Source organism: Aeromicrobium endophyticum (genome assembly GCF_003586285.1).
GTDB lineage: Bacteria > Actinomycetota > Actinomycetes > Propionibacteriales > Nocardioidaceae > Aeromicrobium > Aeromicrobium endophyticum.
Genome location: NZ_QUBR01000001.1, coordinates 567,327 through 593,260 on the forward strand (window position 1 = coordinate 567,327; position 25,934 = coordinate 593,260).

Here is a 25,934-nt window from a genome sequence, read left to right on the forward strand (position 1 = left end):
TCCGCCTCGGCCTAGCCGTGCACGCGTGCGACCCACGACGCCGGGTCGAGGATCTCGGAGCGTCCCGGCAGGTTGGCCGGCTCGGCCCACACCTGGTTGAAGCCGTCGAGGCCGACCCGGTCGACGACCGTGCGGACGAACGTCGCGCCGTCGCGGTACTGCCGCATCTTGGCGTCGAGGCCGAGCAGGCGGCGCAGCAGGCGGTCGAGCGGGCTGGTGCCGGCGCGGCGCTGGGTGAACTTGCGCCGGATGTCGACGACGCTGGGGATGACCTCGGGCCCCACCCCGTCCATGACGACGTCGGCGTGCCCCTCGAGCAACGACATGATGCCCGTCAGCCGGTCCACGATCTCGCGCTGGCGGTCGTTCTGGAAGATCTCGCTCAGCGACGCGTCGGAGTCGCCCTTGAGGACGCGGACGACCTCGCCGACGCCGTCGGACATCATCGACGACAGCGCGGACGAGTCGACGTCGGTGGCCTCGATGAACTCGTCGAGGAGCGACTTGAGGTGGGTGCGCATCCACGGCACCGCCGTGAACTGGACGCGGTGGGTCTCTTCGTGGAGGCAGACCCACAGGCGGAAGTCATGAGGATCCACCTCGAGCTTGCGCTCGACCTCGACGATGTTGGGGGCGACGAGCAGCAGACGTCCGCCCTCGCCCGCCGGACCGTCCCAGAACGGGTCGAACTGGCCGAGCACCTTCGACGACATGAACGACATCAGCCCGCCGACCTCGACCCCGCCGACCTTCGCGCCCATCGTCGCGGCCACGCCCGTGGGCGCCTTGCCGGCCGCGGCGAGCTTGGCCTCGATGGGGCGCATGATCAGCTGGAACGACTCGAGGTTGGCCTCGACCCATCGCGGGCGGTCGACCACGAGCACGGGTGCCGTGGCGGACGTCGCGTGCAGACGGCTGAACTCACGCACGGGACCCTCCGACCGGGCGGCACCCTCGCGCAGCTCGGCGACGGCCTCGGCGATCTCGCCGGCCGACATCTCGGGGCCGGGGCGCGACAGCTTCGTCGCCGTCGTCAACGCGAGGTTCCAGTCGATCATGGAGCCACGCTACCTGTGGGCTCCCCGGCAAACGATGGCGTGCGTCCGCCAGGGAGGCCGCCTGCGGCCGACCGTGAGCGAAGCGAGGGGGACTGACGCAAGCCCTCAGGCTTGGTTAGCCTCGGGCTCCGCTCTCACGGGCCCCCACTCGCTGCGCTCGCGAGAGGTACCCCCAGCTCCGCTCCCTGGCGAACGAGAACCCGCGTTCCTCAGCCGGGGGTCGAGCAGCGGCAGGTGGCGATCGCGGCGGTGACGGCGTCGAGAGCCGCCTGGGCCTGCAGCGGCTGGTCGCGGTCGGAGCGGTCGCTCATGACGGCGAACAGCACGGGGCTGCCGTCGGCGTCGACCGCGTACCCGGCGAGGGAGTGGATGCCCGTCAGCGTGCCGGTCTTGGCCCGCACCTCTCCCCTGGCGCCGGCCAGCCCCGAGAAGCGGTCGACCAGCGTCCCGGTGAACCCCGCGACCGGCAGGTCGGCGAGCAGCTCGGACGTCCGCGACGACCCGACCGACTTCTGCAGCGTCTGCACCAAGGTCGCGGGGCTGATGCGGTTGGCGCGCGACAGACCGCTGCCGTCGTTCAGCACGAGCCCGTCGGTGTCGATGCCGGCATCCTCCAGCGCCGCGACGACGGCTGCCGTGCCGCCGGCGAAGTCCGCCGATCCGCCGGCGGCCCGGGCGACGTGTCGCAGGACGACCTCGGCGGCCTCGTTGTCGCTGATCCGGACGAGCGTCTCGACGATCTGGGCGAGCGTCGCGCTGCGCACCTCGCCGACCACCGGGGCCCCGGCCTCGGCCGTCGCTGGCGAGGGATCGCCGGTGACCGTCACGCCCTGGTCGGCGAGCAGGCGTGCGAAGGTGCGGGCCGCGGCGTTCGGAGGATCGGCGGCGCGGACGCCGTCGCTGATGCCCTGGTCGACCCACAGCGCACTGATGCGCGTGACGATGTTGGCTGTCACGTAGTCGGGCTCCCACTCGGGACTCGCATCGGCCCCCGTGAACAACGACGCGTCGTAGCGCAGCCTCACCGACGTGGTGCCCGACGCCTTGAGGCTCGCGGCGGTGCGCCGTGCCAGCGTCGTGAGATCGGCCTGGAACACCCGGTCACCGGCGCGCCGGGCGGGCTTGGTCGACAGGTAGGGGTCGCCGCCGCCGACCAGGACGAGGTCGTCGCCGGACCGGACGACCTTGGTCGCGAAGCGGGTCTGCGGGTCGATCGTCGAGAGCGCGGCGAAGCTCGTGAGCACCTTGGTGGTCGAGGCCGGCGCGTAGGTGCCGGGGCCGGAGCTGAACAGCGGGGTGCCGTCGGGCGCGACGGCGGCGAAGCCGACCCGGGGCCCGAGCACGGTGTCGTCGAGCGCGGGACGCACCACCGCCTCGAGCTTGCGCGGGTCGACCGTGCCCGAGACCGTCCCGTCGGGCGTGGACGCGGCAGGCGCTTCCCGCAGCTGGAGCCCCAGCGGGGGGACGACGTTGGACGGTCCGCAGTCTCCGTCGCACACGAACCGGTTGAGGTCGCCGCGCTGCCACAGCGTCGTCGCGAGCACCACGACCAGCACCAGCGTCAGGACCGGCACCGCGATCGCCACGAGACCGTCGGCGACCCTGCGTCCTCGCGTGGCTCTCACATGCGCCAGACTATAGAGACCCCCGTCGTGCCACGTCCCGGTCCGACGCACCCATCCTCAACCGCCGGAGGCACCAGTGATTTTCGACGTCACCGTGGAGATCCCCAAGGGCAGCCGCAACAAGTACGAGGTCGACCACGCGTCGCACCGCATCCGTCTTGATCGCACGCTGTTCACCGCAACGCAGTACCCCGCGGACTACGGTTTCATCGACGACACCCTGGGTCTCGACGAGGACCCGCTCGACGCCCTCGTGCTCCTGTCGGAGCCGACGTTCCCGGGCTGCGTCATCTCGTGCCGCACGATCGGCATGTTCCGCATGACCGACGAGGCCGGCGGCGACGACAAGGTGCTGTGCGTCCCGGCCAAGGACCCGCGCCAGGAGCACCTCCGCGACATCCACCACGTGCCGGAGTTCGACCGGCTCGAGATCGAGCACTTCTTCACGGTCTACAAGGACCTCGAGCCCGGCAAGTCCGTCGAGGGCTCCACGTGGACCGGACGCGTCGAGGCCGAGGCCGAGATCCAGGCCAGCTACGCGCGCTTCAAGGACAACGGCGGCTACTGATCCATCTCACGTAGGGGACGCATCTCCCGGTGCCCTCGCTGTCGAAGCTCGTCGTCGCGGCCCTCGGTTCGCTGCTGCTGACCGTCGGCCTGATGTCGCCTGCCCAGGCGCGTCCGGGCCGCGTCTCGGTCCCGTACGTCACGGCCGCCTCGCCGCACACCCTGACCGTCACCTGGCCGGCCGTGAGCGGCGCCCGGCGCTACTCGGTCTACGTGGGGTCGAGCCCCTCGAAGGCGAGCCACACCACCAAGCGGGTGCACCGCTCGCACGGCCGGCGGACGTCGTTGAAGGTCAAGGAGCTGGGGTCTCACCGCCGCTACTGCTTCACCGTCAAGGCCGTCCGCGGCAGCAGCACCGGCAAGCGCTCGGCCCCCGTGTGCAGCTACACGCTGCGTCGCAGCGTCAGGGCGACCGGCCCCAAGGTCTCGGTCGCGACGTTCAACGTCTGCGCGGTGTCGGTCAACTGCAAGCGCTGGACCCGCAAGCGCGAGAACGCGATCGTCAAGCGCATCGTCGGTGCGAAGGCCGACGTCGTCGCCGTCCAGGAGGTCACGACGAAGGCCGACCGGCTGGCCGACCGCCTCGAGAAGTACGGGTACGTCCGCTACGCCGCACCCGAGCGCAAGGTCGACGAGGCGATCTACTACCGCGCCTCGGCGGCCGAGCTGGCGGTGGCCACCACGCCGGCCCAGCACTGCGAGGTCGAGCCGTACCGCGGGCCCGACAGCACCGTGACCTGGCGGTTCCCCCGGCACTTCGACCAGGCGACGCAGCGCTGGTACGCCTACCAGACGAGCAGCTGGCTCACCGAGGAGCCGGTGTGCCGCGACCGCCAGCAGACGATCGAGCAGGAGGGCCGCATCGGCTCGGCCACGGGGGCGACCGGCGTGTGGGTCGCTCTGCGGCTGAAGGCCGACGGCAAGACGTACGCCTTCGTGTCGGCCCACCTCTCGCACGGGCCGACCACGGCCGACGGCATCCTGCGCGGACGCGAGACCCGCCAGCTGATCCGCACGACCCGGCGGGCCGTCGAGGGCCTGCCGGTCATCTTCATGGGTGACTTCAACTCGTACCGCGGCGGCCCCAGCAACGACCCGCCGCGGCGGATCATGGCGGCACGCGGCTGGACCGACACCTTCGACGCGTCCGCGACCTACACGCGGCCCTACGTCAGCAGCTTCAACGGCTGGCAGCGCGACGTCGAGACGTTGAAGTACTGGGGCGGGCACATCGACCGCATCTTCATCCCCCAGCAGCTCGGCTCGACGTCGTGGCGGGTCGAGGCCAAGACGCGCCAGCGCCGCTACCTCGGCACCCAGGCATCCGACCACAACCTCGTGCGGACGACGATCCTGCTGCCCTGAGACGCCGACGGATGTGCGGGCGACTATGACCTGGAGCACACTGGACGCATGAGACGTCTCGTTCCCGCGATCGCCGCCGTCCTCGTGCTGCCGGCCTCCCTGCTCAGCGCCACGTCACCGGCGTCGGCGGGCGCCCAGCGGCCTGACCTGCGGGTCTCGGTCGTGCAGTCCGGGCTCGAGCACCCGTGGGACCTCGCCTTCCTGCCCGACCGGTCGATGCTCGTCACCGAGCGCTCCCGCATGCGGCTCACGCTGCGCCGTCCGGACGGCCGCACCCGGACGATCTTCACCGCTCCCGAGCACATGTGGTCGGGCGGCGAGACGGGTCTGATGTCGGTCGAGCCGGCCAAGGACTTCGCCACGAGCCGCGCGTTCATGACCTGCCACGGATACCGCAACGGCGGCGTGCAGGACGTCCGGGTCGTACGGTGGCGGCTCAACCGGGCCGCCACCAAGGCGACCCGCGTGCGCACCCTCGTGACGGGCCTGCCGTCCACGAGCGGGCGGCACGGCGGCTGCGCCCTGGTCACCGGCTCGGGCGACCAGCTGTTCATCGGCACGGGCGACGCGGCGGTCGGCGCCAACCCCCAGCGGCTGACGTCGGGCGGGGGCAAGGTGCTGCGGGTCGATGCCCGCACCGGCCGGGGCATCAAGACCAATCCCTTCATCCGCAGCACCAACCGGATGAAGCAGCGGGTCTACACCTACGGCCACCGCAACGTGCAGGGCCTGGCCCGTCGCAGCGACGGCACGATCTGGTCGGTCGAGCAGGGCAGCTATCGCGACGACGAGGTCAACCGCCTGCGCAAGAAGGGCAACTACGGGTGGAACCCCGTGCCGCGCACGGCGGGAGACCCCGCTTACAACGAGGGCGCCGACTCCCCCATGACCGACCACCGGCTGCCCGGACGTCAGCGCTCGGCGGCGTGGCGGTCCGGCCCGCAGACGTTCGCCACCAGCGGCGGGACGTTCGTCTCCGGACGCTCGTGGAAGGGATGGCGCGGCGCGCTGGCCGTCTCGTCGCTCAAGGACTCGTCGCTGCGGCTGCTGCGGTTCGACCGTCGAGGCTCGCTGCGCGAGACCTGGAAGCCCTCGGCCCTCGACGGCACCTACGGACGTCTGCGGGCGGCGGTGCGTGGGCCCGACGGCGCGCTGTACCTGACCACGTCCAACGGAGCGGACGACAAGATCCTGCGCGTCACGGCACGCTGAGGCGGTCCGACCGGCTCAGCCCTGCGAGCCGCGCAGCAGCGCGCGCATCGTGTCGGCGAAGACCCGGACGTCGATCGTGTGGTCGAGCGAGCGGAGCGTGCCGAGTCCGATGCCGAGGCTCAGCAACGTCGTGGCCGCCTGGTCGGCGTCGATGACGTCCTCGAGCCCTGCCTCGGCGGTCACCTGACGCACCAGCTGCGCGATGGCCGCCCGGATCTCGCGGTGCCGCTTGACCAGCTCGGTCGCGACGTAGGGGCTCTGCCGGGCGATCGCGCCGAACTCGACCTCGAGGGCCGTCCAGCGCGGCTGACCGAGCCCCTCGCGGGCCCAGGCCGCGAAGGCCTCGATGCGTCCGTCGAGGTCGGTGTCGCGGCTGAACGCCTCGACGACGCCGGCGATCTGCTCCTCGTGGATGCTGTCGAGCACCGCCATGCAGAGCTGCTCCTTGCCGGAGAAGTTGGAGTAGACGGCGCCCTTGGAGAATCCGGCCCGCACCGCCACCTTGTCGAGCGAGGTCGCGGCGTAGCCGTCGGCCAGGAACATCTCGCGAGCCACTGCGATGAGGCTCTCGCGCGTCTGCGCCTGGCGCTCCGCCCGGGTCGTCCGCCCTCCGTCGACCGTCACCGTTGCTCCTCCTCCGCAGGACCGGGAGTGGCCCGGCACACCTTTGCATCGTACTCAGATACCGATAGTATCCGAGCCGTGATCACCAAGGACATCATCGTCATCGGTACAGGATTCTCCGGCATGGGGATGGCCATGAAGCTTCGGGCCGCCGGGCGCGACGACTTCGTGGTGCTCGAGAAGGCCCAGGACGTCGGCGGCACGTGGCGCGACAACACCTATCCCGGGTGCGAGTGCGACATCCCCAGCCACATGTACTCGTTCTCGTACGAGCTCAACGCCGACTGGAGCAAGAGCTTCTCGGCGCAGCCCGAGATCTACGACTACATGCGCGGCGTCGCCGACGAGCAGGGCATCCGTCCGTACATCCACTTCGGCGTCGAGGTCACGGGCGCGTCGTGGGACGAGAGCCGTCAGCGCTGGACCGTCCGCACCGCCAGCGGCGACGACTACGAGGCGCGCTTCGTCGTGGCCGGCGTCGGCGGCCTGCACATCCCCAACGTCCCCGAGATCACGGGAGCCGAGACCTTCGCGGGGCCGCGCTTCCACTCCGCCCAGTGGGACCACTCGGTCGACCTGACCGGCAAGAAGGTCGTCGTCATCGGCACGGGTGCCAGCGCGATCCAGTTCATCCCGATCATCGCCCAGGACGTCGCGCAGCTCACGGTCTTCCAGCGCACGCCCCCGTGGGTGCTGCCCAAGAAGGACAAGCCGACGCCCGAGTGGCGCAAGAAGGCCTTCGCGCGGGTGCCGGGCGCCCAGCGGGCCTACCGCAACGCGCTCTACTGGGGGCTCGAGGCACGAGCGATCGCCTTTAACGGCCACCTCAACGTGCTGCCGTTCGCCGAGAAGATCGTCAACCGGTACCTCGAGAAGGCCATCCCCGACCCCGAGCTGCGGGCCAAGCTGACGCCCGACTACCGCCTCGGGTGCAAGCGGGTGCTGCAGTCGAACACGTACTACCCGACCTTCCTGCGCGACAACGTCGAGCTCAGCACCGACGGCGTCCGCGAGATCACCGCCGACGGCGTGATCGACGGCAACGGCGTCACCCACGAGGCCGACGTCATCATCTACGGCACGGGCTTCCACGTCATCGACGCCTTCGACTACCTCGACATCAAGGGACGCGGCGGGGTCGACCTGGCGTCGCAGTTCCGCGAGGGCGGCGTCGAGACGTACATGGGGATGATGGTCAACGGCTTCCCGAACCTGGCGTTCATGCTCGGCCCCAACACCGCGCTGGGCCACAACTCGGTCGTGTTCATGATCGAGCAGCAGACCAAGTTCGTCATCCGGCTGCTCGACGAGATGGACGGTCTCGGTGCCGCCGCGGCCGAGCCCACGCTGCAGGCGCAGACCGCCTTCAACGCCGAGATCCAGCGCCTGGTCGAGAAGGGCATCTGGACCCAGGGCGGCTGCACGAGCTGGTACCTCGACAGCCACGGCAAGAACCGGACCATCTGGCCCAAGTTCACGTTCCAGTACTGGTGGGAGACCCGCAAGGTCAACCAGCCCGACTTCACCTGGGAGCAGGCCGCGTAGACCGAGGGCGCTCCGCGCCCGAGCGTCGGAGCGCGCTAGGGAGCGGAGCGACCGTGAGCGTGACACGGCGAAGCCGTCAGCTGCGAAGCGTGGTGAGGGCCAGGACCCACCCGACCCATGGTGCCCGCCACTGTCGCCTCGCTCCGCTCACGCTCGGCCGCAAGCGGCCTCGCTGGCGACCGCTCGCTAGCGGGGGCCGACCGACATGACGGTCACGACGGCCTCGCCTGCTTCGTCGCTTGCGGCGAGGTCGACCGTCGCGCTGATGCCCCAGTCGCGGTCGCCCTCGGGGTCGTCGAAGACCTGGCGGACGGTCCACGTCGCCGGGCCCTCCTCGACCATGAACAGCTCGGGCCCGCGCGAGCCCGGGCCGGTGCCGATGTTCGTCGCGAAGCCGGTGACCGCCGGGTACTCCTCGCGGTAGGCCGCCATCGCGTCCATCCACGCCTGCTCGTCCCACTCCGACTGCGGCTCGAGCGCCGCCAGCTCGCTCCACCGTCCGAACGCGGCCAGCTCGACGCGGCGGAACATCGCGTTGCGCACGAGCACCCGGAACGCCCGCGCATTGCCCGTGACGGGACGTGGCTTCTCGCTGGCCATCGCCTGGGGTCGCACCTCGAGCGGGTCGGTGCCCGGCGCGATCAGCTCCTCCCACTCGTCGAGCAGCGACGAGTCGGTCTGCCGCACGAGCTCGCCGAGCCACTCGGTGAGGTCCTCGAGCTCCTCGTCGCGTGCCGAGACGGGCACCGTGCGGCCCAACGTCTTGTAGACGTCCGACAGGTAGCGCAGCACCAAGCCCTCGGAGCGGGCCAGCTGGTAGTCGCCGATCAGCTCGGAGAACGTCATCGCGCGCTCCCACATCTCGCGCACGACCGACTTGGGACGCAGCTCGTGGTCGGCGACCCACGGATGGCCGCCCCGGTACGTCTCGTACGCCGCGGTGAGCAGCTCCTCGAGCGGCTTGGGGTGCGTGATGTCCTCGATCAGCTCCATGCGCTCGTCGTACTCGATGCCGTCCATCTTCATCTCGTTGATCGCCTCGCCGCGGGCACGGTGCCGCTGGGCGTTGACGATCGGCCGCGGGTCGTCGAGGGTCGCCTCGATGACCGAGACGACGTCGAGCGCGTAGGTCGGCGCCTCGCGGTCGAGCAGGTCGAGCGCGGCGACGGCGAACGGCGACAGCGGCTGGTTGAGCGCGAAGTTGGCCTGCAGGTCGATCGTCAGCCGCAGCGTGCGTCCCTCGGCGTCGGGCGGGTCGATGCGCTCGACGACCTCGCCGGCGAGCAGCGCCTCGATGATCTCGTCGACCTGCGCGAGCATGCGGTCCTGTGCGTCCTCGGTCTCGCCGCTCTCGCGCAGGAGCCGCTCGAGGGACGCCCGGGCGTCGCCGGGGCGCGAGATGACGTCGAGCACCATCGCGTGGCTGACCCGCATGCGCGAGACCAGCGGCTCGGGCGTGCCGGTCGAGAGCTTCTCGAACGTGCCCTGACCCCACGACACGAAGCCCTCCTGCGGCTTCTTGCGGTTGATGCGCTTGAGCTTCTTGGGATCGTCGCCGGCCTTGCGGACGAGCCGGGCGTTCTCGATCTCGTGCTCGGGCGCCTCGACCACGACATGACCGATCGTGTCGTAGCCCGCACGCCCCGCGCGTCCGGCGATCTGCTGGAACTCGCGCACCTGCAGCTGACGCTGCCGGGTGCCGTCGTACTTCGACAACCCGCTGAACAGCACCGTGCGGATCGGGACGTTGATGCCGACACCGAGCGTGTCGGTGCCGCACACGACCTTGAGCAGGCCCTGCTGCGTGAGGGTCTCGACGAGCCGGCGGTAGCGCGGCAGCATCCCGGCGTGGTGCACCCCGACGCCCATCCGGATGAGCCGCGAGAGCGTCTTGCCGAACGCCGACGAGAACCGGAAGTCGCCGAGCGCCTCGGCGATCGTGTCGCGCTCCTCGCGCGTCGCGACCTTGATGCTGGTCAGCGCCTGCGCCCGCTCGAGGGCCGACACCTGCGTGAAGTGGACGACGTAGACCGGTGTCTGACCGGTCTCGATGAGCTGCTCGAGCGTCTCCTGCACCGGGGTCGCGACATATTCGCTGACCAGCGGGACGGGACGCTCGGTGGACGAGACGACGACCGTCTCGCGTCCGGTGCGCCGCGACAGGTCGGCCTCGAGCCGTGTCGTGTCGCCCAGCGTCGCCGACATGAGCAGGAACTGGGCGTGCGGCAGCTCGATCAGCGGCACCTGCCACGCCCAGCCGCGGTCGGGGTCGGCGTAGAAGTGGAACTCGTCCATGACGACGAGCCCGATGTCGGCCTCGGCCCCCTCGCGCAGGGCCATGTTGGCCAGGATCTCGGCCGTCGCCGCAATGATCGGCGCATCGGCGTTGACCGCGGCGTCGCCCGTGACCATGCCGACGTTCTCGGCACCGAAGATCTCGCAGAGGTCGAAGAACTTCTCGCTGACGAGCGCCTTGATGGGCGCGGTGTAGACGCTGCACTCCCCGCGGGCCAGGGCCGCGGCCATCGCACCGGTCGCGACGAGGCTCTTGCCCGAGCCGGTCGGCGTCGCGAGCACGACGTTGGATCCCGCGACGCACTCGAGGATCGCCTCGTCCTGCGCGGGGTACATCGTCAGCCCGCGCGAGTCGACCCACTCGGTGATCGCGCCGTAGACGGCGTCCTCGTCGTACGCCGCTCCGGTCTTGGGCAGCAGGTCGATGAGGCGGGGCACCGGACCATTGTCGCGCGTGCGGACGAGCGTCAGGCCCCCGCCTGCTGGCGGAGCCCGGCCAGCAGCATGTCGAGACCCGACCGGAAGACGTCCACGTCGTCGTGGCGCTCGAACTCGTCGACGATCTGGTGGATGAACGGGAACTCGTCGGCGTCGAAGGCACGCCACCCGTCGGCGAACGCCTTCATGAACTCGGCCGGCTCGAGGCCGCTCTCGAAGAACTCCCGCGGAGGCGGCTGCGCCATGTCGACCGCGACGCCGACGACGTAGCTGATGATCGACGAGACCGCGTGGAACCTCTGCTTCGGGCTGAGGTCGAGCGTCATCAGCTGCTGGCCCAGCCGCTCGAAGATCCTGATCGAGTTGGTCTGGACGCTGGTGTTGCGCATCAGGTAGTTGCCGAGCCACGGCCGGCGCACCATCTCCTCGAACATCGCCAGGGAGACGGCCCGGACGTTGCCGATCGGGTCGGGACCGTCGACGAGCGCGTCCGTCTCGGCCAGGACACGGCCCATGACCTCGTCGGTGGCGCGGTCGAGCAGCTCCTCCCTGCTGGAGACGTACCAGTAGATGCTGCCCACGCCGCCGCCCAGACGCGTGGCGAGGGCGCGGAACGTCAGCGCTCCCTCACCCGACTCGTCGAGCAGGTCGATCGTGGCCTCGACGACGTTCTCGAGCGAGTGCGAGACGCGTTTGCGGGGGGCCATGAGCACCATCCAATCACGACGTTGCGGATTATCGAACAGTGTTCTATTGTTTCGAACGACGTTCGAGAGTCGAACATCGTTCGATGAAGGAGGTGTCGCGATGAGTGACACGACCGCAGCCACACCCGCACCCGGCGGGAGCGCCCCGCCCTCGGCCGGCTACCCCTCGCTGCGCGCCGCAGCCTTCCCCCTGGCCGCGCTCTGCCTGGCCTTCTTCGTCGAGATGGTCGACAACACCCTGCTCTCGATCGCGCTGCCGACCATCGCGCGCGACCTCGGCAGCGGCACGACCGCGCTGCAGTGGGTGACCGGCGCCTACTCCCTGACGTTCGGCGGCCTGCTGCTCACGGCGGGCTCCGCGGCCGACCGGCTCGGACGTCGCCGGGTGCTGCTGACCGGCCTGACCGCGTTCGGCATCATCAGCCTCGGCGCCATCGTGGTCTCGTCGACCGGCGAGCTCATCGCCCTGCGCGCCGTGCTCGGGCTGGCCGCGGCCATGATGGCGCCCGTCACGATGTCGCTGGTCTTCCGCCTGTTCGACGACGAGGCCCTGCGCATGCGTGCCATCACGGTCGTGATGATCGTCGGCATGTCGGGCTTCGTGCTCGGCCCCCTGCTCGGCGGCACGGCGCTGGCACACGTCGGGTGGGAGTGGCTGCTGATCGTCAACGCGCCCATCGCCGCGATCGCGATCATCGGCGTGCGGCTCGGCGTGCCGCCCGACCGCCCGGAGGACCTGACCGACGACGCCCCCGACCTTCCGGGCGCCGTGCTGAGCATCGCCGCGATCGGCCTGGCCTGCTACACCCTGACCAGTGGCGTCGACCACGGCTGGCTGGCTGCCTCCACGATCGCCTCCGCCCTCGGTGCCGTCGCAGCGGCCATCTCGTTCGTGCGGCACGAGCGACGCTCCGCCGCCCCGATGCTCGACCTGGGACTGTTCTCGAACGGCCCCGTGCGCGGTGCTGCGATCGCGCAGATCGGCACGTCGATCGCGATGGCCGGCGTGCTGTTCGGGCTGATCCTGCACTTCCAGTACGCCTACGGATGGAGCCCCGTCCGGGCCGGTCTGGCCAATCTGCCGCTGATCGTCACGATGATCGCGGCGACCCCGTTCTCGGAGTGGCTCGCCCGGCGGTACGGCCACCGCATCGCCTGCCTGGTCGGCGCGGTGCTGCTCGGCGGATCGCTCGGCGGGATGGCCTGGGGCGTCGAGCACGGCTACCTCGCGATCGCCGCGGCCATGGTCGTGATGACGGTCGGGCTGCGCACCGTCATGACGATCTGTGCCATCGCCCTGGTCAGCGCCATGCCGGCCAACCGCACGACGATCGGCGCCGCGCTCAACGACACCGCCCAGGAGGTGGGCACCAGCATCGGCACCGCGATCATCGGCACGCTCATCGCGGTGCTCGTGTCGTCGCACCTGCCTGCTGGCACGTGGAGCACCGACATGGTCGACTCGTACTTCCACGGCGAGCGCATCGCCTACGCGGCGCTCGCGGTGGTCGTGGGACTCGTCGCCGCAGCCGGCGCGCTCATGCTGACCGACTCACGGGTCGCCGACGAGCCGCACTGACCGTCGAGAAGGCTAAGCAAGCGCTTAGGGATGCGCTATCGTCGGCGACATGAAGGCGATACAGATCACGTCCCTCGACGGTCCCGAAGCGCTCGAGCTGCTCGACGTCCCCGAGCCCGTGGCCGGAGAGGGTCAGGTGCTGATCCGCGTGCGCGCGGCGGGCGTCGCGTTCCCCGAGGTGCTGCAGTCGCGCGGCCTCTACCAGATGAAGCCCGAGCTGCCGTTCACGCCGGGCGCCGAGATCGCGGGCGAGGTCGTGACCGCCCCCGAGGGATCGGGCTTCGCGCCCGGCGACCGCGTCGCGGCCCTGTGCCTGCTGGGCGGCTTCGCCGAGCTCGCCGTGGCACCCGTCGGCGAGACCTTCGCCCTCCCCGACGCCGTCAGCTACGAGCAGGGCGCGTCGATCATCTTCAACTACGGCACCGCCTACTTCGCGCTCGTTGAGCGCGGCGGTCTGCAGCCCGGCGAGTCGGTGCTGGTACAGGGCGCCGCGGGCGGCATCGGCACGGCGGCGATCCAGGTGGCCAAGGCCTTCGGCGCGGGGCGCGTCGTGGCCGTGGCGTCGACGCCCGAGAAGGGAGCCGTGGCGCTCGAGGCCGGGGCCGACGAGTTCGTGCTGGCCGACGGCTTCAAGGACGCCGTCGTCGCCGGCGGCAAGGTCGACATCGTGGTCGACCCCGTGGGCGGCGACCGCTTCACCGACTCGCTGCGGTGCCTCGCCGACGACGGTCGGCTGCTCGTGATCGGCTTCACGGCCGGTGACATCCCGACCGTCAAGGTCAACCGCCTGCTGCTCAACAACGTGTCGGTCGTGGGCGTCGGATGGGGCGCCTACGTGCTCCAGCGTCCGGGGCACATCGCCGGCGAGTGGGCCGCAATGGAGCCGCACCTGGCCAGCGGGGCGCTCTCGCCGGTCGTCGGCCCGACGTTCCCGCTCGCCGAGGCGTCCGCCGCCCTGCTCACCCTCGACGAGCGTCGCGCGACCGGCAAGGTGCTGCTGACGCCCTAGCGCGATCTCGTCCCGAGCGGCGGTGGATGATCCACCGAATGGCGCCGAAATCCGCGCTATTCGGTGGAAGACGCACCGCTCCGGGCGTTCGGTGGAGAACTCACCGCTCCTGCGGCGTCACTCCAGCGCGGCTCGGGTGATGAAGGCGAGCTGGGCGGTCTTGTCGGGCAGCTGGACGACGTCGCCGCGCTGCAGGCCGATCCGCTCGGCCCGCGCGATCGAGGCCGCGTTGCGGACGTCGGGCTCGGCCACGATGCGCCGCACCGCGGGATCGGCCAGCACGACGCCGAGCAGGTACATCGCCAGCCGCCCGGTGAACCCCGGCTCGGGCACGTCCGCTGGGGCCACGAACAGGTGGCAGCCGACGTCGCCCTCCTGCACGTCGTACGTCTCGCCCACCGGGTCGTGCGCCGGCTGGTACGTCTGGAAGATCGCGACCGGCAGGTCGTCGCGATGCACGAGGTAGGCGTGGTGGGTCGTCAGCCCGTCGAGGAACGTGTAGACCTCGCCGACCTCGTCGCGGGTGTACGTCGTCATGCCCCAGAACTCGGCCCTCGGCTCCGTCACCCACGCGTGCAGCAGGTCGAGGTCCGCGACCGGGTCGACGGGGCGGTGCGTGAAGGTCATGCGGTCTCCTGGGCAGGGTCGTCTCGGGCCGGGTCGTCTCGGGCCGGCACGGGCACGAGTCGCCCGGCGACCCAGTGCTCGAGCTGGTCGTGGTGGTGCGGGTCCGACGGGTCCTCGGACGTCCCGAGCGGGACGATCCACCGACTGGCGTCGCGGTCGGCGAGGTCCCACACGTAGCGCGCGACAGGCCCTCGCAGAACGCTATCGGTGACGCCCGGGACGCTCGACGTCGACAGGACGCACTCGGTGTCGCCCGACATCGCCACCGCGGGGACACCCGCCGGAGCCCAGACGTGCGTCGAACCCCACGAGTCGGGGACGCCTGAAAGGGCCACCTCGTCGAGGGCATCACCCGCGAGCGCCGCCAGGTCGATGCCCCACGGCGTGGGGGTGCGGCCCAGCAGGCGGTCGAGCTCCTGCCCGAGGCGGCCGGTCAGGTCGACCCACGGGTCGAACAACGCCGGGTACGGCGACGGCTCCCTGAGGGCGGCGAACGCCGGCTGGTCGGCGAGCCGCCGCACCAGAGCCCCACGGACGGCCGCGAACGCAGCAGCGCCCGGGCTGCCCGCCTCCATGCGCACGTCCCACGCGAGGACGTCCGCTCGCAACCGCTGCGCTGCCTCACCGAGGCCGTCGACGCGCTCGAGCAGCGCTCGCAACGGCGTCGCCGGGGCCAGCTCGGTGTCGACGTGGAACGCTGCCGCATCGTCGGCCGTCAGGTCGTCACGGCCGTCCAGCAGCGCCCGCAGACGCTCGGCCCGGTGGGGCGGGGCGAACTCGTGGCCGATGGCGTCGCTCTCGGGCCCGCGGCGCTCGTTGGCCGTCACCAGCACCTCGCCGGGCCCGACCTCGGTGGACGGCAGCGGGTCGACCCAGCCCGTCCAGGCGTGCTGCTCGTCCCGCCGAGGGACGCGTCCGGCGACACGGTAGAGCGCCCGGCCCGTGCGGTCGGCCGTCACGACGTTGTTGACCGGGAGGACCCACCGGTCGAGGGCACGGTCGACGTCGTCGACGGACGTCGCGCGCAGCAGCGGGATGATCGCCCCGAACCCGAGGTCGCGGCCGACGCGGGCCGTCGTGCGCAGGCTGAGGCCTTCGCCCTGGTCGGGCCCGCCGATCACCACCGGGCCCTGCCGCGTCACGACGATCTCGACCGCCAGCGGATCGGCTCCGCGGACGTCGATCGACTCCGTCCGGACGTCGGCGGCGTACCAGCCCTCGGCCCCGCGGGCCTCGACCCCGTCGCCGGTGCGCCGCAGCTGCTCGACGAACAGGTCCTCGTAGTCGGCCATCGCGTTGGTGATGGCCCATGCGACGTCGCCCGCGTGCGCGAAGTGCTGGACGCCCGGCACCCCCGGGAACGCCAGGCCCACCACGTCGACGTCCGGGCAGACCAGCCGCACCTGCTGGTAGACGCCCGGCGACTCCAGCACGCGGTGCGGGTCGCCGGCGATCAGCGGGCTGCCGCTCGCGGTGCGTCCCCCGCCCGCGACCCACGCGTTGCTGCCCGACAGCGCCGGGCCCTCGCCGCCGATCAGGTCGAGCGCGTCGTCGCCCAGCGCCGCGACGACCCGCGCGCGCCAGAGCTTGGTCGGGAAGGCGCCGAACAGCACGTGCTGCACCAGGAAGATGCCCATCGGGGTCCACGGTGCCCACGTGCCGGGCTGGCGCTGGTGGTGGGCGAGCCCCGCCTCGACACCTGCGACGTAGGCCGCACAGAACCGCTGCGTCGCGGTGTCGGTGCGCCCGAAGCACTCGCGCGCCGTCTCGGCCAGCAGCGAGCGCCGCGCGAAGGCGTCCCAGTCGGCCCCCGCGATGCCGCGCACCTCGGCGGTCCTCCCCTCGGCGTGCAGCCGGTCCAGCTCGATCTGCCCGCCGCGGTCGGCGGCCGTGGCCCGTCCCTGCTCGAAGGCCAGGTCGTCGATCGACGTGCCACGGATCGTCGGCACCCCGAAGGCGTCCCGCGAGACGGTCACAGCGCCAGACCCCGGTCGCCAGGGAGGCCGCCCGCGGCCGACCGTGAGCGGAGCGAGGCGATGTGACGCAGGTCTGATCGCAAGAGTTCGCCTCGGGCTCCGCCCTCACGGTCGCTCCGCTCCCTGGCGAACGTCATCACGGTCGGAACCGCGCGATCGGGTTGACCAGCGTGCCGGCGAAGAGCAGCGAGTCGGCCTGGTCGGCGAGGTTGACCATCTGACGAGTGTCGCGCAGCTGGAGCCGGTTGAGGCACGAGTGCGCGAACTCCGGCGCGAACAGGTCGATGCGCTCGAACGCCTCGGCCAGCTCGGGGTGGTCGGCCTGGTGCTCGCGGATCGTCGCGGCGACGAGCGACCAGAAGTCGTCGGTGGACATCAGCCCGTCCTCGGCGAGGATCGCGGCCAGGAAGCGCAGGAAGCCGTCGAAGACGTCGGTCAGCACCGAGAGCGCCTTGACCTCGGCCGGGACGTCCGCACGGATGCGTTCGACGTTCGCGGGCAGCTCGAGGTCGCCCATCACGGCGACCTCCTCGCCGATGTCCTTCATCAGCACCCGCGTCGGCACGTGCCCGTCGAGCACCATGATGAGGTTCTCGCCGTGCGGCATGAAGGCCAGCTCGTAGCGGTGCAGGCAGTGCACGACGGGCCGGACGTACGCGCGCAGGTAGCGCCGCACCCACGCGTGGGGGTCGAGTCCCGACGCCCGGATCAGGGCGACGGCGTACGACGCGCCGTCGCGGTCGCGGTGCAGCAGCGAGGCCATCGTGGCGAGTCGTTCCTCGCCGGCGAGCCGCTGCTCGGGGCTCTCGCGCCAGAGCGCGGCGAGCATCTTGGTGTACGCGGACGGGGTGCCGAGGCGGTGGTACGCGTCGCCGGTGTAGCCGATCGCCGCGCGCTCGCGCAGCACGCCGAACCCCGTGGCACCGAGCTCGTCGTCGGAGTCGACCAGGCCGGCCACCCAGTCGTTGATCGCCGGGGTCGCACGCATGTAGCGGGGCGACAGGCCGCGCATGAAGCCCATGTTCTGGATCGACAGCGCCGTCTTGACGTAGTGGCGCTCTCGGCGGGACGTGTTGAAGTACGTGCGGATCGACTGCTGCGCCTGGTACTCGTCGTCGCCGTGGCCCAGCAGCACGAGGTCGCCGCGGCCGAGGTCGGCCGCGAAGGTGATCGCGATCTTGTGCTCCCACTGCCACGGGTGCACCGGGATCATCAGGTAGTCGGACGGGTCGAGGCCGCGCTCGCGCAGGCGCGCGGCGAAGCGCCGGCGCGTGGCGGCGTCGAGCTCGTCGGCGTAGAACGAGTCCTCGCGCATCCCCTCCCCCAACGACAGGTGCGCCAGGCCACGGCGCGCCGCGACCCACACGAGCGCGAAGCGCGAGCCCGTCTCCGGCGCGTACGCCTCGTAGTCGGTGAGCGAGAAGCCGATGCGGCCGTTGTTGGCGACGAAGGCCGGATGCCCCTCGGTCATCGCGGCCTCGACGGCCTGGAAGTCGGCGCCGACGAGGTCGCGCGACGTGACCGTGCTGTGCACGTGCTTCCAGGCCGATCCGGCCAGCGTGCTGCTGATCTCCTCGAGGTACGTGGGCAGCAGCTCGTCGGGGATGCCCAACGCCTCGGCGTGCTCGGCGACGAACGCGAGGGCGTCGACCTCCGCGGCCTCGCCGTCCACCGTGCGCCGGATCGTCCACGGACCGACGACCCAGTGGTCGAGGTCGTACCGGTGGGCGTGGAAGACGTAGTGCGAGCGGCCGTCGGGCGAGACGAGCTCGTGGTCGGCGCCCAGCGGACGCGGATCGATCAGCCGCTCGTGGGCGAACTCGCCGATCGCCTTGGCCACCAGCAGGTGGTGGGCCCGGCGCATCGGCTCGTCCGTCAGGTGGTCGGCGGCCACGGCCGTGCCGCGCCGTCCCCCGGCCAGGGCACTGGCCTCGAAGGCCTCCCGCGTGCAGATGCTCAGGGCGGCGACCTTGTCGGACAGCGCCACCTGACCCAGAATTTCGAAGCCGGCTGCGGCGTTGAGCGCGGCGATGCGGTCGTTGCGGACGTCGGGCTCGACCACGACGCGCTGGCGGCGCGGGTCGTCGAGGCACAGCTCCATGACGGTGCGGAACACCGCCGAGGTGAACCCGCTGCGCGGACGGTCGGTGGGCGCGACGAGCACGTGCATACCGATGTCGCCGAGCCGCCAGTCGTAGCGGCCGGCCAGCTCGCTGTGCTCGGGGTCGTAGGTCTCGGCGAGGAAGGCGGGGGTGCCGTCGACCCGCCCTAGCCAGGCGTCGTGGTGCGGGTCGGCGACGATCGCGGCGTACGCGTCCCACACGTCCTGCGAGCTGGCGTGCTGCATGCCCCAGAACACCGAGCGCGGGTGCGTGACCCAGGCATGCAGCACGTCGCCGTCGCGGTCGACGTCGACGGGCTCGATCGTGATGCGGCCGATCTCGGTCTGGCGCGACAGCAGCACGTCCGCGGCGGTCATCGGCCGACCTCCGCCGGGTGGCGGGCCAGGTCGAGCGGCACCCCGAACTCCTGGAACGCGATGTGCTGCTCGACGGGGTAGACCTCGCGGCCGGTCATGCCGCGGATGATGATCGAGTTGCGGTAGGCCCCCATGCCGAGGTCGGGCGCGATGAGGCCGTGGGTGTGCTCCTCGGCGTTCTGCACGTAGATCTCCTGGTCGTCGTGGTCGATCGTGTAGTCGGCAGCGACGTCGTAGCGTCCCTGCTCGTCGAAGCGGATGCGAGCGGCGATGCCCGTGACGAACGCCGGCACCTGCGAGCGGTAGCCGGTCGCCAGCACGAGACCCTCGGTCTGCAGGTCGAGCGGCTCGTCGAGCTCGGTGTGCCGCATGCCGAGCGAGTAGCGTCCACGACCCGCGTCCCACGACGCGTCGACCAGCTCGGTGTTGGTCAGCAGCCGCGTGGGGACGTCGCCGTGCACGCGCTTGCGGTAGAGCGTGTCGAAGATGGCGTCGACCAGGTCGCGGCTGATGCCCTTGTAGAGCGCCCGCTGCTCGCGCAGCAGCTCGTCGCGGGTCGCCGCCGGGAGCCCCTGGAAGTGGCGCGTGTACTCCGGCGACGTCATCTCGAGCGTCAGCTTGGTGTACTCCATCGGGAAGAACCGGGGCGAGCGCGTGGCCCACACCAGCTCGTAGTCGTGCGAGTCGATGTCCTCGAGCAGGTCGAGGTAGACCTCGGCCGCGCTCTGCCCGCTGCCGATGACCGTGATCGACCTGCGGCGCTGCAGCTCGTCCTTGTGCGTCAGGTAGTCGGCCGAGTGGATGACCGGTCCGTCGAGCCCGCTGACCGCCGACGGCACGTGCGGACGCGTGCCCGTCCCCAGCACCAGGCGCTCGGCCCGGTAGGTCTCGGTGCTGCCGTCGCGGCGCCGGGCCGTCAGCACGTACGCTTCGCCGTCGTGCTCGACGCGGTCGACGTGACGTCCGAAGCGGACGCCCTCGACCTGCGAGGCGGCCCACCGGCAGTAGGCGTCGTACTCGGCGCGCAGCGGGTAGAAGCTCTCGCGGATGTAGAACGGGTAGAGCCGCCCGGTCTGCTTGAGGTAGCTGAGGAACGAGTAGCGGGACGTCGGGTCGGCCATCGTCACGAGGTCGGCCATGAACGGCACCTGCAGCGTGGCGTCCTGCAGCATCATGCCCGGGTGCCAGCTGAACTCCTCGCGCGACTCGAGGAAGACGCCGTCGAACCCGTCGACGGGCTCGGCGAGGCAGGCCAGCCCCAGGTTGAACGGGCCGAGGCCGATCGCGGCGAAGTCGTGCGTGCGCATCAGCGCACCTCCTGCACGTCGTGGTCGTCGAGCAGGTGGTGTCCGGTCTCGGTGACGAGGGCGAGGACGGCGTGCAGGTCGTCGAGCGTCGTGTCGGGGTTGAGCATCGTGAGCTTGAGCCACGCGCGGCCGTCCGAGCGCGTGCCGGCGATGACGGCCGAGCCGCTGCCGGCGATCGTCTGGCGGATGCCGGGGTTGACCGCGTCGGCGTCGTCCTCGGACATCCCGTCGGGGCGGAACCGGAACACCAGGGTGCTGAGCGTCGGCTCCGTGACGACCTCGAGGTCGGGGTGCTCGACCATCAGGCGATGGCCCGCCGACGCGAGGTCGACGACGGCGTCGACGTAGTCGCCGATCGCGTCGGCGCCCATCGCCCGCAGCGTCATCCAGAGCTTGAGCGCGTCGAACCTGCGCGTCGTCTGCATGCTCTTGTCGACCTGGTTGGGATGAGCGGACGACCGTGGGTTGAGGTAGTCGGCGTGGTACGTGACGTGCCGCAGCGCGTCGCGCTGGCGGAACACGACGGCGCTCGAGCTGACGGGCTGGAAGAACGTCTTGTGGAAGTCGATCGTCACGGAGTCGGCCCGCTCGATGCCGTCGAGCAGGTCGCGCCGGCGCCTCGACACGAGCAGCCCGCCGCCGTAGGCCGCGTCGACGTGCATCCACACGCCGTGCTGGGCGCAGACGTCGGCGACCTCGGCGAGCGGGTCGATGCTGCCGTAGTCGGTGGTGCCGGCCGTCGCCACGACCGCCATCGGGATGTGGCCGGCCGCGCGGGCGCTCCAGACGGCGCGGTCGAGGGCGACGGGGTCCATGCGACGGCGCCGATCGGTCGGGATCGTGACGACGGCATCGGGTCCGAGCCCCAGGATGTTGGCCGACTTCTGCACGCTGAAGTGGCTGTCGCGCGAGGCGAAGATCCGGAAGCGCGAGGCCGTGCCGGCCAGGTAGGCGTGGCCGCGGGCCACGAGCAGCGCCTGCAGGTTGGACTGCGTGCCACCGCTCGTGAACACGCCGTCGGAGTCCGGGCCGAGGCCGATGCGGTCGGCGGTCCAGCGGATCAGGCGGCGCTCGATGTGCGTCCCGCCGCCGCTCTGGTCCCACGTGTCGAGCGAGGAGTTGACGGACGAGACCAGCACCTCGGCCACCAGCGCCGGGACCACGACGGGGCAGTTGAGGTGGGCGAGGTAGCGCGGCTCGTGGAACCAGACCGCGTCGTCGAGGTAGACCGAGCGCACCTCGGCGAGCACGTCAGCCATGTCGTCGAGCGGACGGTCGAGGTCGACGTCGTCGACCTTCGCCGCGACTGTGGCCACGTCCGCACCGGTCCACGGCCCCCGCACGCCCGCGACGTGCTCGGCCACCGCCGCGACGCCGCGATGCATCTCGTCTTGGTAGCGTCCGATGTTGGTGGCGTTGAACAGGTGTTGACGCACGATGACTCCCCGAGTTCGATTAGGACAGCCTTACCTAACCTGACACTTGGGCCGGAGAGCAACCTCCTGCGACATCCCTCACACCGGCCCGCGCCCGACCTCACGCCGCCTCGCCCCGACCGAGCGGTGCGTGCTCCACCGAATACAGCGATTTCTCGGCTCATACGGTGGCGCATCCACCGCCCTGGAGGGTGGGGTGCAATCGGCAGTCGTAGGCTCGTCACGATGCACGAGTTCTCCGGATTCCCCGAGGCCGCCCTCGACTTCTACGACGACCTCGAGATGGACAACACCAAGACCTTCTGGGAGGCCCACCGCGAGGTCTACGCGACGGCCGTCGCGGCACCCATGAAGGCGCTGACGGCGGCGCTGGCCGACGAGTTCGGCGATGCCAAGATCTTCCGCCCGTACCGCGACGTGCGGTTCGCGAAGGACAAGACGCCCTACAAGACGCACCAGGGCGCCTTCGTCGCCAAGGGGCCGTCGACGGGCTACTACGTGCAAGTCGGCGCCCCCGGCGTGCGGGTCGGGGTGGGCTACTACGAGGCGTCGGGTCCGCGGCTCGCGAGCATCCGCGAGGCGATCGTCGAGCAGCGACGGGGAGCCGAGCTCGAGGACATCCTGGCCACCCTGACGTCATCCGGGTGGGAGCTCGGCGGCGACCGGCTCAAGACGTCGCCCCGCGGCTACGACGCCGACCACCCGCGCATCGAGCTGCTGCGCCACAAGTCGATGACGTTGGGCAAGGCCTACGGCTTCGAGCCGGTCATCCACACCCCCGAGCTGGTCGAGCAGGTGCGCGCGGACTGGCGGGCGGCGACACCTTTCGTCGAGTGGGTCCAGCGCCACGCACGGGCCTAGGCCGGCTCCGGCCAGCTGCGGAGCAGGGCGTCGAGCGCGTCCAGCACGCGCGTCCACGTCACGTCGGTGTCGGGCGCGCTGTGGCTGAACCCGCCACCCAGCTCGAGCGTCACGTAGCCGTGGATGGTGCTGCCCAGCAGCCGGACGGCATGGGGCTGCTCGTCACCCTCGACGTCGTAGCCCCGAAGGATGGCGCGCGCGACGGCGGCGTGCCGGGCGCCGTCGCTGCGGGCGGCGGTCTCGGCGTCGAGGCGCAGCTGGCTTGCGGCATAGCGACCTGGATGCGCGCGGGCGTACGTGCGGTAGACGTCGGCGTAGGCGCCGAGCGCGTCGCGTCCGGCCCGTCCGACTACCGCCTCGGTGACCAGCTCGGCCATCTCGTGCAGCGCGAGCAGCGCGATGCGCAGGCGCAGGTCGTGCGATCCGGAGACGTGCGAGTACAGGCTCGCGGTCTTGACCCCGAACCCGCGGGCGACCTCCGAGACCCTTACCTGGTCGAGCCCCACCTCGTCGGCCAGATCGGCGGCGGCCGCGGTCACTCGCTCGGGCGAGAGTCCTGCTCGTGCCACGATGTCGCCCGCTTCCTATAGATGAGGTCACTTTGCCTAAAGTCTATAGGTTTGAGCAGTTGAGAGAGGCGCGACATGCAGATTCCGGAGCAGGCCGCCGTACGGCGTGCCTTCGTCAACACGTCGCGCAGCCGAGCGGCATCCATGAGCCTGCCCGCCGCCTGGCCTCCCCCGCGGTCGGACGATCGCGACTTCCTCGGCTGGGTCGACCCGAGGGCCCCGCGCCGCGCCTACCTAGTGGTCGAAGGCGACGAGCTCGTGGCGATCGAGCTGCGGCTGCCCAGCGCGCCAGGCGGCCGCACCCGCAAGACGATGTGCGACCTGTGCCACAGCGTCGACGCGCCCGACGGCGCAGCCCTCGTCGTGGCGACGAGGGCTGGCGCGCGCGGACGTGCGGGCGACTCCGTCGGCCTCTGCCTCTGCACCGACTTCGACTGCTCCCTGCGCGTGCGCGAACCGCTCAAGGAGCACCAGGTGTCGGTGTCAGGCAGACCCGACGACCGCCAGGAGCAGCTCGTCGAGCGCCTGCGCGACTTCGTCACGCGCGTCCTGAGCCCTAGAGGTTGACGCCCTTCATGCCCGCCTCCGGGTAGCGCTCACCGGACGCGACGCCGACCGGAGCCACCTCGTCGAGGGCTGCGAGGTCGTCGGCGGTCAGCTCGATGTCGGCGGCCGCGACATTCTCCTCGAGGTAGGTGCGGCGCTTGGTGCCGGGGATCGCGACGACGCCCTCCTGGTGCAGCACCCACGCGAGGGCGAGCTGGCCAGGCGTGACGCCCTTGGCCTCGGCGATCGAGCGGATGCCCTGCACGACGGCGAGATTGGCCTCGAGGTTGTCGTCGGCCCACCGCGGGTTGCTGCGGCGGAAGTCGTCGGCGTCGAGCTGGTCGGCCGACGCGATCGCGCCGGTCAGCAGCCCACGACCGAGCGGCGAGTAGGCGACGAAGGCGATACCGAGCTCACGGGTCGTGTCGAGCACGCCGTTGACCTCGGGAGTGCGCTCGAACAGCGAGTACTCGGTCTGCACCGCGCTGAGCGGGTGCGTCGCGTGGGCCCGACGGATGGTCTCGGGAGCGGCCTCGGAGATGCCGAGGTACTTGACCTTGCCCTCCGTGACGAACTCGCCCATCGCGCCGAACGTCTCCTCGATCGGGACGTTCGGGTCGACGCGGTGGATGTAGTACAGGTCGATCGTGTCGCGGCCGAGGTGGCGCAGCGACCGCTCGAGCGCCGTGCGCAGGTAGGCCGGCGAGCCGTTGGGCCCGCGCCGCTCGCCGTCGTCGGTGATCTCGACGCCGGTCTTGGTCGCGATGGCGTACTCGTCGCTGCGGCTGCCGATCGTCCGGCCGATCAGCTGCTCGTTGAGGAACGGGCCGTACATCTCGGCGGTGTCGATCAGGCTGACGCCCAGGTCGAGCGCGCGGTGCAGCGTCGCGGCCGACTCCTCGTCGTCGCGCTCGCCGTAGAACGCCGACATCCCCATCGCGCCGAGTCCCTCGACGCCGGCCTCGAGGCCCTGGCTTCCCCATGCTGTGGTCTTCATCGACCCATCACCTTCTCGTTGTAGTAGTCGATCTTGCGATTGATCGCCTCGAGGTGCGTCTGCACCTCGGCGAGCTCTTCGATGACGTGACGCCGATGGGCCTCGAGGATCGCGAGCCGGTCGGCCTCGCTGCCGTCGACGCGGTAGAGCTCGACGAACTTCTTGATGTCGCGGATGGGCATGCCCGTGCGCCGCAGCATCACGAGCGTGCCGAGCCAGGCGACGTTCTGCTCGGTGTAGCGGCGCTGCCCCGACGAGGACCGTTCGGGACGGTGGAGGGTCAGGCCCTCCTTCTCGTAGTAGCGCAGCGTGTCGACGCTCAGCCCGCTCGCCTCGGCGGCAGCGCTGATCGTCATGCCCTCAGAGGGCGCTTCGGTCACTGTCATGACTCCAGCATGACCCTTGGAGCGCGCTCCAGGTCAAGCCGAAGCAGACCGAGGCCGGATCAGGCCCAGAGGGTCTCGCCGAACTTGAACCAGATGGCCGACGCAATCACGACGTACCAGAGCAGGACGATCATGAGCGTCCAGTTCGAGACGAAACGGGTGATCGCGGCCTGGGGCACGAAGCGGCGCAGGTTGGCGGCGGTGACGTTGACGAAGATCGGGATCATGACGGTCCACACGACCATGCAGTAGGGGCAGAGCTTCCCGATGTCGTAGATGCTCTGGTACTGCAACCAGGTGACGAAGCCGATGCCGAACAGCACGCCGACCTGCAGACCCGCCCAGATGAAGCGCGGCAGCTCGACCTTGGCGATCACGAGCACGCCGAGCATCAGCACACCCGCGAAGCCCGCGATGCCGATGAACGAGTTCGGGAAGCCGAACGCCTCGGACTCCGACGATGCAATGACCGACGAGCAGCTCACGAAGGCGCTGAGGTCGCATCCCAGGTTCTTCTGCGTGCCGTCGATCTGTGCCTGCAGCAGACCGACCTTGTCGGCCGACAGCACGAACGCCGCGAACATGCCGATGGCGCCGCCGACGGCCATGACCCAGCCGACGGTGGTCTCCCACGGCGAGGACGCGATGACGTCCGGATCGTGATCGGTCTCGAGGCTGGTCGGCATGGCTGAACCCTAGCAAGGCGGCGGAACCACCCGGGGTGCC

At 70.9% G+C, this 25,934-nt stretch carries 22 protein-coding genes; 8 read left to right on the forward strand and 14 right to left on the reverse strand.

The window, feature by feature from the left end:
* Positions 1-11: 11 nt before the first annotated feature.
* The gene (locus tag DX116_RS02870) at positions 12-1,058 is read right to left on the reverse strand and encodes a zinc-dependent metalloprotease (protein WP_119702687.1); all 1,047 of its coding nucleotides are present in this window, start codon (positions 1,056-1,058) and stop codon (positions 12-14) included.
* A 209-nt stretch (positions 1,059-1,267) separates the two neighbouring features.
* On the reverse strand, positions 1,268-2,683 hold the full coding sequence (gene dacB, locus DX116_RS02875; RefSeq protein WP_158591881.1) for a D-alanyl-D-alanine carboxypeptidase/D-alanyl-D-alanine endopeptidase: 1,416 nt from the start codon (positions 2,681-2,683) through the stop codon (positions 1,268-1,270).
* 76 nt (positions 2,684-2,759) lie between these two features.
* Here dacB and DX116_RS02880 point away from each other — a divergent pair, with 76 nt between their 5' ends.
* Genes DX116_RS02880 through DX116_RS02890 form a run of 3 tightly spaced genes read left to right on the forward strand, consistent with a single transcriptional unit; the run spans position 2,760 to position 5,827 of the window.
* On the forward strand, positions 2,760-3,251 hold the full coding sequence (locus DX116_RS02880; protein WP_056605648.1) for an inorganic diphosphatase: 492 nt from the start codon (positions 2,760-2,762) through the stop codon (positions 3,249-3,251).
* A gap of 29 nt (positions 3,252-3,280) precedes the next feature.
* Positions 3,281-4,615 carry an endonuclease/exonuclease/phosphatase family protein gene (locus DX116_RS02885; RefSeq protein ID WP_119702689.1) on the forward strand — a complete coding sequence of 445 codons (1,335 nt, stop codon included), beginning with the start codon at positions 3,281-3,283 and terminating at the stop codon, positions 4,613-4,615.
* A gap of 48 nt (positions 4,616-4,663) precedes the next feature.
* Entirely contained in the window at positions 4,664-5,827 is a 1,164-nt protein-coding gene (locus DX116_RS02890) for a PQQ-dependent sugar dehydrogenase (RefSeq protein WP_119702690.1), read from the forward strand.
* 15 nt (positions 5,828-5,842) lie between these two features.
* On the opposite strand, the gene DX116_RS02895 is transcribed toward DX116_RS02890, so the two are convergent.
* On the reverse strand, positions 5,843-6,451 hold the full coding sequence (locus DX116_RS02895; RefSeq protein ID WP_233556548.1) for a TetR/AcrR family transcriptional regulator: 609 nt from the start codon (positions 6,449-6,451) through the stop codon (positions 5,843-5,845).
* A 78-nt stretch (positions 6,452-6,529) separates the two neighbouring features.
* On the opposite strand from DX116_RS02895, the gene DX116_RS02900 reads away from it, so the two are divergent.
* Positions 6,530-7,996, forward strand: coding sequence for a flavin-containing monooxygenase (locus DX116_RS02900; RefSeq protein WP_119702691.1), 1,467 nt, complete (start codon positions 6,530-6,532; stop codon positions 7,994-7,996).
* 186 nt (positions 7,997-8,182) lie between these two features.
* Here DX116_RS02900 and DX116_RS02905 read toward each other — a convergent pair whose 3' ends face one another.
* Positions 8,183-10,729: a DEAD/DEAH box helicase gene (locus DX116_RS02905; RefSeq protein WP_199715905.1), complete on the reverse strand. Its 2,547-nt coding sequence runs from the start codon at positions 10,727-10,729 to the stop codon at positions 8,183-8,185.
* Between the two features lie 29 nt (positions 10,730-10,758).
* Positions 10,759-11,436 carry a TetR/AcrR family transcriptional regulator gene (locus DX116_RS02910; protein WP_119704096.1) on the reverse strand — a complete coding sequence of 226 codons (678 nt, stop codon included), beginning with the start codon at positions 11,434-11,436 and terminating at the stop codon, positions 10,759-10,761.
* A 100-nt stretch (positions 11,437-11,536) separates the two neighbouring features.
* On the opposite strand from DX116_RS02910, the gene DX116_RS02915 reads away from it, so the two are divergent.
* On the forward strand, positions 11,537-13,015 hold the full coding sequence (locus DX116_RS02915) for an MFS transporter (RefSeq protein WP_119702692.1): 1,479 nt from the start codon (positions 11,537-11,539) through the stop codon (positions 13,013-13,015).
* A gap of 49 nt (positions 13,016-13,064) precedes the next feature.
* A complete protein-coding gene (locus DX116_RS02920; protein WP_119702693.1) occupies positions 13,065-14,024 on the forward strand; it encodes an NADPH:quinone oxidoreductase family protein in 960 nt (319 codons plus the stop codon).
* A gap of 117 nt (positions 14,025-14,141) precedes the next feature.
* Here the strand turns inward: DX116_RS02920 and DX116_RS02925 are convergent, their stop codons facing one another.
* The 5 genes from DX116_RS02925 to DX116_RS02945 all read right to left on the reverse strand — a co-directional run bounded on the left by DX116_RS02925 (position 14,142) and on the right by DX116_RS02945 (position 21,849).
* Positions 14,142-14,651 (reverse strand): GNAT family N-acetyltransferase, encoded by a 510-nt coding sequence (locus tag DX116_RS02925; RefSeq protein ID WP_119702694.1) that lies wholly within the window; start codon positions 14,649-14,651, stop codon positions 14,142-14,144.
* Entirely contained in the window at positions 14,648-16,627 is a 1,980-nt protein-coding gene (locus DX116_RS02930) for a penicillin acylase family protein (protein WP_119702695.1), read from the reverse strand. Before DX116_RS02930 ends, DX116_RS02925 begins: the two co-directional genes overlap by 4 nt.
* Positions 16,628-16,763: 136 nt before the next feature.
* A complete protein-coding gene (locus DX116_RS02935; protein WP_119702696.1) occupies positions 16,764-19,106 on the reverse strand; it encodes a GNAT family N-acetyltransferase in 2,343 nt (780 codons plus the stop codon).
* Complete coding sequence (locus DX116_RS02940) at positions 19,103-20,413, reverse strand: lysine N(6)-hydroxylase/L-ornithine N(5)-oxygenase family protein (RefSeq protein ID WP_119702697.1); 1,311 nt, start codon at positions 20,411-20,413, stop codon at positions 19,103-19,105. Before DX116_RS02940 ends, DX116_RS02935 begins: the two co-directional genes overlap by 4 nt.
* Positions 20,413-21,849 carry a pyridoxal phosphate-dependent decarboxylase family protein gene (locus DX116_RS02945; protein ID WP_199715906.1) on the reverse strand — a complete coding sequence of 479 codons (1,437 nt, stop codon included), beginning with the start codon at positions 21,847-21,849 and terminating at the stop codon, positions 20,413-20,415. The genes DX116_RS02940 and DX116_RS02945 overlap by 1 nt, the downstream gene beginning before the upstream one ends.
* Before the next feature lie 225 nt (positions 21,850-22,074).
* Here DX116_RS02945 and DX116_RS02950 point away from each other — a divergent pair, with 225 nt between their 5' ends.
* On the forward strand, positions 22,075-22,710 hold the full coding sequence (locus DX116_RS02950) for a DUF2461 domain-containing protein (protein ID WP_119702698.1): 636 nt from the start codon (positions 22,075-22,077) through the stop codon (positions 22,708-22,710).
* On the opposite strand, the gene DX116_RS02955 is transcribed toward DX116_RS02950, so the two are convergent.
* A complete protein-coding gene (locus tag DX116_RS02955; protein ID WP_119702699.1) occupies positions 22,707-23,279 on the reverse strand; it encodes a TetR/AcrR family transcriptional regulator in 573 nt (190 codons plus the stop codon). The genes DX116_RS02950 and DX116_RS02955 overlap by 4 nt on opposite strands.
* A 75-nt stretch (positions 23,280-23,354) precedes the next feature.
* Here DX116_RS02955 and DX116_RS02960 point away from each other — a divergent pair, with 75 nt between their 5' ends.
* Positions 23,355-23,846 carry an FBP domain-containing protein gene (locus DX116_RS02960; protein ID WP_119702700.1) on the forward strand — a complete coding sequence of 164 codons (492 nt, stop codon included), beginning with the start codon at positions 23,355-23,357 and terminating at the stop codon, positions 23,844-23,846.
* Here DX116_RS02960 and DX116_RS02965 read toward each other — a convergent pair.
* Genes DX116_RS02965 through DX116_RS02975 form a run of 3 tightly spaced genes read right to left on the reverse strand, consistent with a single transcriptional unit; the run spans position 23,836 to position 25,894 of the window.
* Entirely contained in the window at positions 23,836-24,822 is a 987-nt protein-coding gene (locus DX116_RS02965) for an aldo/keto reductase (protein WP_119702701.1), read from the reverse strand. The two genes, DX116_RS02960 and DX116_RS02965, sit on opposite strands and share 11 nt — an antisense overlap.
* Positions 24,819-25,208: a MerR family transcriptional regulator gene (locus DX116_RS02970; RefSeq protein WP_119702702.1), complete on the reverse strand. Its 390-nt coding sequence runs from the start codon at positions 25,206-25,208 to the stop codon at positions 24,819-24,821. The genes DX116_RS02965 and DX116_RS02970 overlap by 4 nt, the downstream gene beginning before the upstream one ends.
* A gap of 59 nt (positions 25,209-25,267) precedes the next feature.
* Entirely contained in the window at positions 25,268-25,894 is a 627-nt protein-coding gene (locus DX116_RS02975; protein WP_119702703.1) for a vitamin K epoxide reductase family protein, read from the reverse strand.
* Positions 25,895-25,934 lie beyond the last annotated feature (40 nt).

Coding starts and splice junctions, on each gene's coding strand:
- DX116_RS02870 (WP_119702687.1), bottom strand. CDS start 1,058: ATGATCGACTGGAACCTCGCGTTGACGACGGCGACGAAGCTGTCGCGC.
- DX116_RS02890 (WP_119702690.1), top strand. CDS start 4,664: ATGAGACGTCTCGTTCCCGCGATCGCCGCCGTCCTCGTGCTGCCGGCC.
- DX116_RS02910 (WP_119704096.1), bottom strand. CDS start 11,436: ATGGCCCCCCGCAAACGCGTCTCGCACTCGCTCGAGAACGTCGTCGAG.
- DX116_RS02915 (WP_119702692.1), top strand. CDS start 11,537: ATGAGTGACACGACCGCAGCCACACCCGCACCCGGCGGGAGCGCCCCG.
- DX116_RS02920 (WP_119702693.1), top strand. CDS start 13,065: ATGAAGGCGATACAGATCACGTCCCTCGACGGTCCCGAAGCGCTCGAG.
- DX116_RS02925 (WP_119702694.1), bottom strand. CDS start 14,651: ATGACCTTCACGCACCGCCCCGTCGACCCGGTCGCGGACCTCGACCTG.
- DX116_RS02935 (WP_119702696.1), bottom strand. CDS start 19,106: ATGACCGCCGCGGACGTGCTGCTGTCGCGCCAGACCGAGATCGGCCGC.
- DX116_RS02940 (WP_119702697.1), bottom strand. CDS start 20,413: ATGCGCACGCACGACTTCGCCGCGATCGGCCTCGGCCCGTTCAACCTG.
- DX116_RS02950 (WP_119702698.1), top strand. CDS start 22,075: ATGCACGAGTTCTCCGGATTCCCCGAGGCCGCCCTCGACTTCTACGAC.
- DX116_RS02960 (WP_119702700.1), top strand. CDS start 23,355: ATGCAGATTCCGGAGCAGGCCGCCGTACGGCGTGCCTTCGTCAACACG.
- DX116_RS02965 (WP_119702701.1), bottom strand. CDS start 24,822: ATGAAGACCACAGCATGGGGAAGCCAGGGCCTCGAGGCCGGCGTCGAG.
- DX116_RS02970 (WP_119702702.1), bottom strand. CDS start 25,208: ATGACAGTGACCGAAGCGCCCTCTGAGGGCATGACGATCAGCGCTGCC.
- DX116_RS02975 (WP_119702703.1), bottom strand. CDS start 25,894: ATGCCGACCAGCCTCGAGACCGATCACGATCCGGACGTCATCGCGTCC.